Origin of the sequence: Variovorax sp. RKNM96 (assembly GCF_017161115.1) — a bacterium.
Lineage (GTDB): Bacteria > Pseudomonadota > Gammaproteobacteria > Burkholderiales > Burkholderiaceae_C > Variovorax.
This window is the reverse complement of the sequence record NZ_CP046508.1, coordinates 2,776,784-2,789,849: the sequence shown is the minus strand read 5'-3', so window position 1 is coordinate 2,789,849 and position 13,066 is coordinate 2,776,784. Positions and strand designations below refer to the sequence as shown.

Here is a 13,066-nt window from a genome sequence, read left to right as displayed (position 1 = left end):
CGGGTGTTCTTCAGACGGTTTCGGCATCGGCTTCGGTGCTGCGCTCTTCGGCGCGGGCCGGGCGGATCTGGCCGCGCTCCTTCACGAACACGATGTGCTCGTCGGGCTTCTCGCTGTTGACGAAGGAGCGGAAGCGCTGGCGCGTGGCCGGGTCGTTCACCGCGGTCTTCCACTCGCACTGGTAGGTGTCGACCACGTTCTGCATCTGCACTTCGAGTTCGCCGGCGATGCCGAGGGTGTCCTGCAGCAGCACGCCCTTGAGGTAGTCGAGTCCGCCTTCGAGGTTTTCGCGCCAGGTGCTGGTGCGCTGCAGGCGGTCGGCCGTGCGCACGTAGAACATCAGGAAGCGGTCGATCAGCTGGATGAGCTGCGCCTTGGTGAGGTCGGAGGCGAAGAGCTCGGCGTGGCGCGGCTTCATGCCGCCGTTGCCGCACACGTAGAGGTTCCAGCCCTTCTCGGTGGCGATGATGCCCACGTCCTTGCCCTGCGCCTCGGCGCATTCGCGGGTGCAACCCGACACCCCGAACTTGATCTTGTGCGGTGCGCGCAGGCCCTTGTAGCGGTTCTCCAGCTCCACGGCCAGGCCCACGCTGTCGTCCACACCGTAGCGGCACCATGTCGAACCCACGCAGCTCTTCACCGTGCGCAGCGACTTGCCGTAGGCATGGCCCGATTCGAAGCCCGCGGCGATGAGTTCTTCCCAGATCGAGGGCAGCTGCTCGACGCGCGCGCCGAACATGTCCACGCGGGCGCCGCCGGTGACCTTGGTGTAGAGGCCGTACTTCTTGGCGACCTGCCCCACGGCGATGAGCCCGTCGGGCGTGACCTCGCCGCCCGGCATGCGCGGTACGACCGAGTAGGTGCCATCCTTCTGGATGTTGCCGAGGAAGTAGTCGTTGCTGTCCTGCAGGCTCGCGAGGTTCTTCTTCAGCACGAACTCGTTCCAGCACGAGGCGAAGATGCTCGCCGCGGTGGGCTTGCAGACGTCGCAGCCCAGGCCCTTGCCGTGCTTGGCGAGCAGGTCGTCGAAGCTGCGGATCTCGCCCACGCGGATCAGGTGGTAGAGCTCCTGGCGCGAGTACGCGAAGTGCTCGCACAGGTGGTTGTTCACGGCCATGCCGCGCTTGGCCATCTGCACCTTCATCACCTGCCCCACCAGCGCCACGCAGCCGCCGCAGGTGGCGCCGGCCTTGGTGCAGGCCTTCATCTCGGCGACGGTGCAGGCGCCCTCGCCCACGGCCGCACAGATCTGGCCCTTGGTCACGTTGTTGCAAGAGCAGATCTGGGCCGTGTCGGGCAGCGCATCGACGCCCAGGCCCGGGCGCGCCTTGCCGTCGCTCGCGGGAAGGATCAGGAACTCCGGGTCCGCCGGCAGCGCGATGCCGTTGAGCGCCATCTGCAGCAGCGTGCCGTACTCGGCCGCGTCGCCGACCAGCACCGCGCCCAGCAGCTGCTTGCCGTCTTCGCTCACCACGATCTTCTTGTAGATCTGCTTGTGCTCGTTGATGTACTGGTAGGCGCGCGAATGCGGCGTCTTGCCGTGCGCGTCGCCGATGCTGGCGACGTCAACGCCCATGAGCTTGAGCTTGGTGCTCATGTCCGCGCCGGTGAAGGCGGCGTCCTGCTGGCCGGCGATGTGCTTCGCGGCAACGCGGGCCATGTCGTAGCCGGGTGCCACGAGGCCGAAGGTCTGTTCGTTCCACGAGGCGCACTCGCCGATGGCATACACATCGTGGTCGCTCGTGCGGCAGTGGCTGTCGATCGCCACGCCGCCGCGTGGGCCGATGGCCAGCACCGACTGGCGGGCCAGCTCGTCGCGCGGGCGGATGCCGGCGGAGAACACGATCATGTCGGTCTCCAGGTACGTGCCGTCGGCGAACACCATGCGGTGCCGCGCGGCGGCGCCATCGGTGATCTCCACCGTGTTGCGGCCCGTGTGCACATGCAGGCCCAGCGCCTCGATGCTGCTGCGCAGCGCGCGGCCACCGCCCTCGTCGACCTGCACGGCCATGAGACGCGGCGCGAACTCGACCACGTGGGTCTCCAGGCCCATGTCACGCAGTGCCTTGGCGCATTCGAGGCCCAGCAAGCCACCGCCGACGACCACGCCGCTCTTCGAGCGGGCGCCGCAGGCTTTCATCGCTTCGAGGTCTTCGATGGTGCGATAGACAAAACAGTTGTCGCGGTCGCGGCCGGGCACGGCCGGCACGAACGGCGACGAGCCGGTTGCAAGCACGAGCTTGTCGTAGGCCACCACTTCGCCATCGGCCGTGGTGAGCGTGTTGTTGCGCCGCTCGATGGCCACGGCCTTCGCCGCGAGGCGCAGCGTGAAGCCGCTGCGCTCGAAGAAGCCGGGCTCCACGAGCGAGAGGTCTTCGGCAGTCTTGCCCGCGAAGAATTCGGAAAGATGCACCCGGTCGTAGGCCGCGCGGGGCTCTTCGCAGAACACCGTGACCTCTGCATCCGCGACGCCGAGCTCGTGGAGTTGCTCCAGAAACTTGTGGCCCACCATGCCGTGGCCAATGACTGCGATTTTCATGTCGGATCCTGTACGCAGCCGACCATGCGACAGGCCGCCGGACACACCATCACGAAAGACGGCGTGTCACAGCGAAGCCCCCGCAAGGGACGGATGCGAATCGGGTTGGAACGGACGTACTGCCGGCCTTGGTTAGACAAAGGCTTGCAGTGCGCTCGGGTCCGCCGTCGTTAGCGGAGGCACTGTGAGAGCCGCGGCGGCGTTGCCGCGGCACAGTGCTAGACCCTGCGCAACATCCGTGCCAGGCGATCCGGCCGGCCAGCGGGTCCGCGGCGCACCAAATACGGCACAGGACGGCCGTGGTGCGCGAGGGCGTGCGCCGTTGTGGCGCACGCGTCGTCCCGTTTGGTGCGGCGGGCCTGCCCTTTCGACAGGCCCGCCGCGGTGCTCATCGTGTCGAGAACATCTCGATCTCGACGCGGCGGTTCGGCGCCAGGCAGTCGATCAGCGCCGCACGGCTGGCCTGCGCGCACTGCACCTTCGGCTCCGATTCGCCCTTGCCCTGCACCTGCACGCGCTGCGCCGGCACGCCGGCCTGCACCAGGTAGTCGCGCACGGTATCGGCCCGCGCGACCGAGAGGGCCTGGTTGTAGGCCTGGCTGCCGAGCCGGTCGGTGTGGCCCGTCACCCGCACCGCATCCACCGGCGTCGCATTGGCCTTGATGTCGCTGGCAAGGGCATCGAGCTTGCGCCGGCCTTCGGGCAACAGGTCGGCGAGCGAACGCCCGTCGAAGCGGAACAGCCCATCGGCACCGAGCGTCGTCGTCCTCGCAGGTGCCGGCGCAGGCTGGACGACCGCGACGGGCCGTGCCGCTGCGGGCGGCGGCTTGAGCAGGTCGGCGCAACCCGGTCCCTTCCAGTACGTGCCGTTGACCAGCACGTCCGCATTGAAGCGAACCATGTACTGGCAGGTGATGTAGTCCGGGCCGGCGCCGGTGCGAAAGTGGAAGATGTAGTTCCACTCGCGCACCCCGGCCAGCCCTTCGCTGAAGTGCGGAAAGCCCAGCAGCTCGCGCACCTGGTCCTTGCCCATGCCGGTGCGCATGGTGCGCAGGGCCTCCAGGCTCGGGAAGGCGCCCTGCTGCCACGTGGCCGAGCCGAGTGCGGGAAAGTCGTCGTCCTTCGGCGGCGACGGGTTCTCCGAAGCGGCACGGGCCTGCATCTCCGGCGTGATCGTGTAGCTGGTCGAGCAGCCGCCGGCCACCAGTGCGGCAAGGCAGAGCGCGGCGAGCGGCATGGTGCGGGTCGCGAAAGAGGTCCTGGCTTGAGAAAGCTTGTTCATGGTGAGTTCGTCCAGTTCTTCTCTATGGCGATCAGTTGAAGACCCATTCCGCGCCGACGGTCGCGCCCACCCCGGCCCGGCTGGTCGCCACGCCGCCGGTGATGCTCCAGGCGTTGTTCTCGGCGGTGCGCCGGAAGCTGATGCCCACCGCGCTCTCGCCCTTGAACGAACCCGCGCCGATGCGCATGACCGTCTTGCCCGGCACGTAGCTGCCGGGCATCTGCAGCGCCATGGCCGCGGCCACCCCGGCGTAGGCGTTCTTCTCGACGCCGTCGATGCGGTCGTTGACCGCGTTGATGCGGTTGTTCAGGCTGCCGCCGAGCGCGTTCAACTGGTTGACGTTGACCGCGTCGGTGCCCGCCACGCCCGGCGCCACGTTGTGCACCGTGACCGGCCCGGTGGCATTGCTGCCGCCCATGCTCACGCTGTTGTAGTTGACCGAGCCGTCGGCGTTGCTGTCGTACTTGACCGTCGACTGGTCGATTGCCGCGACCGTGCCCTGCACGCCGCGCAACTGCGAAACATTGACGGCGTCGCTGTCCGCCGTGCCCGCGGCCACGCCGGTGATCTGGCGGAACTGGCCGCTCGCCGCATTGCCGACCGAGACGGCCGCCAGCGTGCTGGTGGTCGCGCCGATGGCGATGCGTTGCGCGTCGGTGGCCGTGGGCGGCACGTAGCCCGCCACGCCCGCCGCCGTCGAGGCCACCGAGCCCGCGCCCAGTGCCACGCCGCCCGCCTGCGTCACGCTGCTGCCCGCCCCCATCGCCACGCCCTGCACGCCTGCGGCCGATGCGCCCGTACCCATGGCAATCGAGTCGGCCAGGTGCGACGTCGCGCCCTGCCCGATCGCAATGCCGCCCGGCGCGCTCTGCTGCACCACGGCGCCGTTGCCGATGCCCACGCCGTTGTTGCCGTTGACCACCGTCTGCGGGCCGACCGCCACCGATTCCGCGCCGACCGCGAGCGAGTCCGCCGCGGTGGAGTTGGCATGGAAGTACTTGATCGGCGTGACCGCGAAGGACTGCAATGCACCGCTGAGCTGGCGCACCGTGACCGCGTCCTGCGCCTGCGTGCCGTCCGCCACGTTGGTGATCTGGCGGTAGGTGGTGGCGCTGCCCACCGACAGCGCGCCCAGCAGGGTGCGGTCGGCGGTGTTGAACGGGATCAGCGCGCTGCCTGCGGGAATGTTGCCGGTGCTGCTTGCGATGGCCCGGTCGGAGACCGCGCCCGAACCGATGGCCACGCCGCCGTTGACGGTCGCGCTGGCATCCTTGCCCGATGCGATGGCGTCGGCGCCCGTGGCACCGAGGTTGTCCTCGTTGCCGCCTCCCGTGGAGTTGACGCTGTAGTACCTGATCTTGTTGGCCGTGACCGTGGTGCTCAGGTTTTCGATCGACTGGTTGGTGGCAAAGAGCTGCGAGCCGTTGATCGCATCGGTCGAGGTGCCCGAGATCCGACCGGCCGCGACGTTGGTGAGCGTGCGTTCGCTGCCGACCGTGCCGACGCTGACCGTGCCGATCGGCGAGACGCCCTGGAAGTTGTAGACCGTGCCGTTGATCGTCGTGCTGGCGGTTCCCACTGCCGCAGCCGTGGACGAGCCCGCGCCCAGTGCCACGCTGTTGGCGTCGCCCGCCGTCGCACCGAGGCCGATGGCCACCGCCGAAGCACCGGCCGCCGCCGCGTTCTTGCCCGATGCGATGGCGTCGGTGCCGGTCGCGCCGAGGTTGTCCTCGTTGGTGCCGCCCGTGGAGTTGACGCTGTAGTACCTGGTCTTGTTGGCGATGACCGTGGTGCTCAGGTCTTCGATCGACTGGTTGGTGGCGAACAGCTGCGAGCCGTTGATCGCGTCGGTCGAGGTGCCGGAGATCCGGCCGGCTGCAACGTTGGTGATCGTGCGCTCCGCGCCTGCCGAACCGACGCTGACCGTGCCTACCGGGGCGACGCCCTGGAAGTTGTACGTCGTGCCGTTGATCGTCGTGCTGGCGGTTCCGACTGCCGTGGCTGTAGACGAGCCCGCGCCCAGTGCCACGCTGTTGGCCGTGCCAGCCGTCGCGCCCAGGCCGATGGCCACTGCCGAAGCACCGGCCGCGGTCGCGTTCTTGCCGGATGCGATGGCGTCGGCACCGGTCGCACCGTCGTTCGCCTCGTTACCCCCACCTGTGGAGTTGACGCTGTAGTACTTGGTCTTGCTGCCGGCCACCGTGGTGGTCAGCTGGTCGACGTTCACGCCATCGGTGCCCGCAACGCCCGGTGCCACGTTGGTGATCACCTTGCTGCCTGCATCGATGCCGTTCACGGTCACGCTCGGGCCGCCCACGATGGTCAACCCGTTGTTGTCGATCTTCGTGTTGCCCGTGGTCACTGAGTTGAAGATCGGATCGGCCACCACGTCGACCTTGATCTGGTTGCCTGTGCGGGTGACGGTTGTGTTGCTGCCGTCGGCGAAGTCAGCTGTACCGCCCGGAGCGATGTTCTGCGGTGTCGCCTCGCCATTGGCGCTCAAATTCCAGCCCTTGCCTGCTGTCGTTGCCACGTCGGCGATTGATTGGTTGGTGGCGAACAGCTGCGAGCCGTTGATCGCGTCGGTCGAGGTGCCGGAGATCCGGCCGGCTGCGACGTTGGTGATCGTGCGTTCGCCGCCCACCGTGCCGACGCTGACCGTACCCACCGGCGCGACGCCCTGGAAGTTATAGACAGTGCCGTTGATCGTCGTGCTCGGTGTTCCCACCGGCGTTGCCGTGACTGAACCCGAGCCCAGTGCCACGCTGTTGGCCGTTCCCGCTGTCGCACCCAAGCCCATGGCGACGCTGGAAGCGCCTGCAGCCGTGGCGTTCTTGCCTGACGCGATGGCATCGGCACCTGTCGCACCATCGTTGGCTTCGTTACCACCCCCTGTGGAGTTGACGCTGTAGTACTTGGTCTTGCTGCCGGCCACCGTGGTGGTCAGCTGATCGACGTTTACGCCGTCAGTGCCTGCAACGCCGGGTGCCACATTGGTGATCTGCGTGCCGCTGGCATTGATACCAGTGGTCGTCACGCTCGGGCCACCCACGATGGTCAGCCCGCCGTTGTCGATCTTCGTGTTGCCCGTGGTCACCGAGTTGAAGATGGGATCGGCCACCACATCGACCTTGATCTGGTTGCCCGTGCGGGTGACGGTTGTGTTGCTGCCGTCGGCGAAGTCGGCTGTACCTCCCGGCGCGATGTTCTGCGGCGTGGCCTCGCCATTGGCGCTCAGGTTCCACCCCTTGCCTGCCGTCGTTGCCACGTCGGTGATGGCCGAGTTCGTGGCGAAGAGCTGCGAGCCGTTGATGGCGTCCGTCGAGTTGCCGGCAATCCGTCCGGCCGCAACGTTGGTGATCGTGCGTTCCGCGCCTGTCGAACCGACGCTGACCGTGCCTACCGGGGCGACGCCCTGGAAGTTGTACGTCGTGCCGTTGATCGTCGTGCTCGGTGTAGCAACCGCGGTTGCTGTGGCTGAACCGGAGCCCAGTGCAACGCTGTTGGCCGTCCCGGCCGTCGCACCCAGGCCCATCGCCACGCTGGAGGCTCCAGCGGCCGTGGCGTTCTTGCCCGACGCAATGGCGTCAACACCGGTCGCGCCATCGTTGGCCTCGTTGCCGCCGCCTGTCGAGTTGACGCTGTAGTACTTGGTCTTGCTGCCGGCCACCGTGGTGTTCAGCTGGTCGACGTTCACGCCGTCGGTGCCTGCAACGCCGGGTGCCACGTTGGTGATCACCTTGCTGCCCGCATCGATGCCGTTCACGGTCACGCTTGGCCCGCCCACGATGGTCAGCCCGTTGTTATCGATCTTCGTGTTGCCCGTGGTTACCGAGTTGAAGATCGGGTCGGCCGCCACATCGACCTTGATCTGATTGCCGGTACGCGTGACGGTCGTGTTGCTGCCGTCGGCGAAGTCCGCGGTCCCACCAGGCGCAATGTTCTGCGGTGTGGCCTCGCCGTTTGCGCTCAGGTTCCATCCCTTGCCTGCCGTGGTTGCCACATCTGTGATGGCCGAGTTGGTAGCGAACAGCTGCGAGCCGTTGATCGCATCGGTTGACGTCCCCGAAATTCGACCGGCTGCGACGTTGGTGATCGTGCGCTCGGCACCGCCTGCGCCCACGCTGACCGTGCCCACGGGTGTAGCACCCTGGAAGTTATAGACCGTGCCGTTGATCGTCGTGCTGGCTGTGCCCACCGCGGTAGCGGTGGACGAGCCCGCGCCCAATGCAACGCTGTTGGCCGTCCCGGCCGTGGCACCCAGGCCCATTGCCACGCTGGATGCGCCTGCGGCCGTGGCGTTCTTGCCTGAAGCGATGGCATCAGCACCGGTTGCACCGTCGTTGGCTTCGTTGCCGCCGCCCGTGGAGTTGACGCTGTAGTACTTGGTCTTGCTGCCAGCCACCGTGGTGTTCAGCTGGTCAACATTCACGCCATCGGTGCCTGCCACGCCGGGCGCCACGTTGGTGATCTGCGTGCCTCCGGCATTGATGCCAGTGGTCGTCACGCTCGGACCGCCCACGATGGTCAACCCACCGTTGTCGATCTTCGTGTTGCCCGTGGTCACCGAGTTGAATGTCGGATCAGCCACCACATCGACCCTGATCTGGTTGCCCGTGCGCGTGACGGTCGTGTTGCTGCCGTCGGCGAAGTCGGCTGTACCTCCCGGTGCAATGTTCTGCGGTGTCGCTTCGCCATTGGCGCTCAGGTTCCAGCCCTTGCCCGCCGTCGTTGCCACGTCGGTGATGGCCGAGTTGGTGGCGAACAGCTGCGAGCCGTTGATGGCGTCGGTCGAGTTGCCTGCGATCCGGCCGGCAGCGACATTGGTGATCGTGCGCTCGGCACCGCCTGCGCCCACGCTGACCGTGCCGACGGGCGCAACGCCCTGGAAGTTGTACGTCGTGCCGTTGATCGTCGTACTGGCAGTTCCCACTGCAGTGGCTGTGGACGAGCCCGCACCCAGCGCCACGCTGTTGGCCGTACCGGCCGTGGCACCCAGGCCCATGGCCACACTGGATGCGCCTGCGGCGGTGGCGTTCTTTCCCGATGCGATCGCATCCGCACCGGTCGCACCATCGTTGGCTTCGTTGCCCCCACCCGTGGAGTTGACGCTGTAGTACTTGGTCTTGCTGCCTGCCACCGTGGTGTTCAGCTGATCCACGTTCACGCCATCGGTGCCTGCCACGCCCGGCGCCACATTCGTGATCTGCGTACCTCCGGCATTGATGCCGGTGGTCGTCACGCTCGGACCGCCCACGATGGTCAGCCCGTTGTTGTCGATCTTCGTGTTGCCGGTCGTCACGGAATTGAAGATCGGATCGGCAGACACGTCGACCCTGATCTGGTTGCCCGTGCGCGTGACGGTCGTGTTGCTGCCGTTGGCGAAGTCGGCCGTCCCACCAGGCGCAATGTTCTGCGGCGTGGCCTCGCCGTTTGCGCTCAGGTTCCATCCCTTGCCCGCCGTCGTTGCCACGTCAGTGATGGCCGAATTGGTGGCGAAGAGCTGCGAGCCATTGATCGCATCGGTTGACGTCCCCGAAATTCGACCGGCTGCGACGTTGGTGATCGTGCGCTCCGCCCCTCCTGCACCCACGCTGACCGTGCTCGTCGGTGCGACGCCCTGGAAGTTGTAGACCTTGCCGTTGATCGTCGCGCTGGGCGTGCCCACCGCCGTGGCCGTGACCGAGCCGGAGCCCAGTGCGACGTCGCCCGCGTTGTTGGCCACCGCCGTGTCGCCGAACGCCACCGCGCCTGCGGCCAATGCCTTGCTCGTGCTGCCGATCGCCACGCTGCCCTGGCCCACCACGGTGTTCTGGAAGCCGATGCCCACCGCGCCCTGCGCCGGCGTGCCGGGGACGCCCACGTCCTGCCCGCCGCCGCCGACCTTGTTGGTGTTGCCCATCGCCACCGAGCCATTGCCGGTGGCGGTGTTGTCCTTGCCCTGGGCCACCGTGCCGTCGCCGGTCGCGGTGTTCGGGTCGCCGATGGCGACTGCGCCGTTGCCGTTGGCGACATTGCCTGAGCCCATGGCCACCGCGCCGGTGCCGCCCAGCACCTGCGAGTTGCTGCCTGCCGCGATCGAGCCCACGCCCGCCGCAGCGGCGACGGTGTTGGTGTCGCCGAGCGCCAGGGTCGACGCCGCCAGCGCCTTGGAGCCATTGCCTATCGCGGTGGCACCCGCCGCCGCCGCGGTGGCGCCGGGGCCGACGGCCGAGGCGCCCTCTGCGGACGCGCTGGCGAATTCGCCGACCGCCAGGCTGTTGGTGGCGCTGGCGTTGGCGAAGGCGCCGATCGCAGTGGAGCCGCTGGCGCCCGACGCCGTGGCGTTGACGCCGATGGCGGTGCCGCTGACGGCCGAGGCCTTGGTGTTGGTGCCGATGGCGATGGCATCGCCGGCCGACGCGTTCGACTGGAAGCCCTGCGCGACGGACTGGGCGCCCGACGCCGAGGCCGCAACGCCGGCCGCCAGGGAGTTGGCTCCCGTCGCGCCGTTGTTGGTGTAGTTCGCCTGCTGCGTGCCGCCGTCGTTCACGCTGTAGTAATGCGTAGGCGTGCTGGCCGCGATGGCCTGGATTGCCTGGTTGGTGGCGTACAGCTGCGAACCGTTGATCGCATCGGTCGAGCTGCCGGAGATCCGGCCGGCCGCCAGGTTGGTGATCGTGCGCTCGGCGCCCGCGCTGCCAACGCTGACCGTCGAGGCCGGCGTCGTGCCGGCGAAAAGATAGGTCGTGCCGCCGATCACGGTGCTGGGCGTGCCGACCGCCACGTCGGTCTTCGAACCCGAACCCAGTGCGACATCGCCCGCGTTGTTGGCCACCGCCGTGTCGCCGAATGCCACTGCGCCCGCGGCCAGTGCCTTGCTCGTGCTGCCGATCGCCACGCTGCCCTGGCCCACCACGGTGTTCTGGAAGCCGATGCCCACCGCGCCCTGCGCCGGCGTGCCGGGGACGCTCACGTCCTGTCCGCCGCCGCCGACTTTGTTGGTGTTGCCCATCGCCACCGAACCGTTGCCGGTGGCGGTGTTGTCCAGGCCGCTCGCGATCGCGCCGTTGCCGGTGGCGGTGTTCGGGTCGCCGATGGCCACGGCGCCGTTGCCGCTCGCAACGTTGCCCGAGCCGATGGCCACCGCCTTGCCGCCGGTGGCGGTGGAGCCGTTGCCGATGGAGACGGCATCCGCGGAATCGGCGACGGCGTTGTTGCCCACCGCGATCGCGTTGAGCGCCGAGGCCTTGGCGCTGTTGCCGACGGCGACCGCCTGGTCGGCGGAGGCGCTGGCGAGCGCGCCCACGGCGGTGGCGTTCTGGCCGCCTGCCGCCGTGCCGAAGCCCAGCGCGGTGCCGCGCGCGAGTGCCGCCGTGGCGTTGTTGCCCACCGCGACGGCACCGACGGCCGCAGCGTTGGCGCCCGACCCTGCCGCGACCGAGCCGACGCCGGACGACACGGCCTGGTTGCCCATGGCCAGCGCGAAATCTGCCGACGCATTGGCGAGATTGCCGAGCGCGGCCGAACTGGTGCCTGCAGCGTTGGCCCGGGTCCCGATGGCCGCGGCGTCGACGCCGCCTGCCTTGACGCCCCAACCGCCGGCGAACGCCCGGGCGCCGCTGGCGGTCGAGCTGACGCCGACCGCCGTGGAGTTCCCTCCCGAAGCGTTCGCAAAGGTGCCCAGGGCGCTGTCCCCGGCCCCTGTGGCAACGGCCGAAGCGCCCAGCGCGACAGCATTGACGTTGCTTGCGACCGTGCCCGTCCCCAGCGCCATGGCAGAGGTGCCCGATGCTGCGGCGTTCGGACCGACAGCCACCGAACTCCCTCCGGTCGCCTTGCTTTGGAAGCCCACCGCAGTCGCATTGCTCTGCGAAGCGGTCACGTCCGTGCCGATGGCGATCGCGCCCACGCCCGTGGCCCCCGTCCCCGGTGCAGTGCGCGAACCGATGTAGACCGAGTTCAATTGGGTCGCGACCGACTGGAAGCCGACCGCGATGGCGTTCTGGGCGCTCGCGGTGGCGGTGTTGCCCTGCGCCACGGTATCCAATGCCGCCGCATTGGCTTGGTATCCGAGAGCGAGGCTGCGCAACCCGGTCGCCCTGGAGGAGGCACCGACAGCAGTCGCGTTGTCTCCACTGGAGAGAGAAAAACTGCCGGCGGCAATGGCGTTGCCGCCGCTCGCGGTCACGTCCGTGCCGATGCCGATGGAGCCACCGGCCAACGCGCCGGTCGTGGGACCCGTGCGTGCACCCAGGTAGATGGAGTTGATGCCCGCGGAATACGCCCCGAAACCCAACGAGATGGAGTTCTGCGCGGCGCTGTGGGAGGCGTATCCGGCTGCGAGGCCCCCCAGAACATCGCTGGTGGCGAGCGAGCCCAGCGCGGTGGCGCCGATGCCCGATGCCTTGGAGCTATAGCCCATGCACGAGGCGGTACTGTTGTACGCGTTGTAGGGCGCCACGCTGCAATCCACCGCCTGCGCCTCTGCAAAAGAAGACCACCCGATGGCGCTGATGGCCACCAGCGCGGTCGCGAGTCTCGCCCGCAGCCGCCGTGCCCGAAGCGCTGCAAGCACGCCCCCTGCCGCGGCCAGCGCCACCTGACTGCCGCCGCGCTTTCCGCGGGCGTGGGAAACCTCCGATGCCGCAACCCAGGCACCAAGGGACTCATTCCAGAGTGAGCGGTAAGTTCTATTCATGGGACTCCATCCATCCGTTGAAAAACCATTGAATGGCACGCGCCATTCCACTCCCTGGACATTTTTTTGAGACTGTGTTTCGAAATAAATCTTAAGAAGTGAATTGAATTAAGCAATGGGACATGTCGCGTTTTTGAGTCATTTCGCCGAATTGATTTGAATATTCAATTGATCATTGAAAAGTAATAGTAATACAAAGATACCAATGAATAAACTGCTTACCACATCCCTGCAATAAACTCAATTAAGTTATTAGTTGTAATCATAATTTTGATATCGGCAGATATCAAAATAGCAACTTCATTGCAAGAGCACGATGATTGACGCGTCTTTTATCAATCGAATCTAATGAATAGTCATTTAAATGACTCAGCCGCAGTCCTGCTTTCCGCAGGCGCTGCCCCCCTCGGACACGGCGCTGCTGTCGAGCAGTTGCATTCAGCTTGAAGTGATCGGTTCGGGGGGTTCCTGTCCCACGACCCGCCATTCACCAGGCAATTGAATTGCCATGGAACGCCCGTCGCGCAGACGATGGCGTTCAACCGCTTTTGAACGGTCGATCAGA

General features: G+C 67.3%; 3 protein-coding genes. All 3 read right to left on the bottom strand.

All coding sequences use genetic code 11. From position 1 onward, the window contains the following. Positions 1-10: 10 nt before the first annotated feature. The 3 genes from nirB to GNX71_RS12835 all read right to left on the bottom strand — a co-directional run bounded on the left by nirB (position 11) and on the right by GNX71_RS12835 (position 12,501). Positions 11-2,539 (bottom strand): nitrite reductase large subunit NirB, encoded by a 2,529-nt coding sequence (gene nirB / locus GNX71_RS12845; RefSeq protein ID WP_206178670.1) that lies wholly within the window; start codon positions 2,537-2,539, stop codon positions 11-13. A gap of 388 nt (positions 2,540-2,927) precedes the next feature. Next, a complete protein-coding gene (locus GNX71_RS12840; protein WP_206178669.1) occupies positions 2,928-3,821 on the bottom strand; it encodes an OmpA family protein in 894 nt (297 codons plus the stop codon). Between the two features lie 31 nt (positions 3,822-3,852). Further along, positions 3,853-12,501 carry an ESPR-type extended signal peptide-containing protein gene (locus tag GNX71_RS12835; RefSeq protein WP_241027252.1) on the bottom strand — a complete coding sequence of 2,883 codons (8,649 nt, stop codon included), beginning with the start codon at positions 12,499-12,501 and terminating at the stop codon, positions 3,853-3,855. Positions 12,502-13,066: the final 565 nt, after the last annotated feature.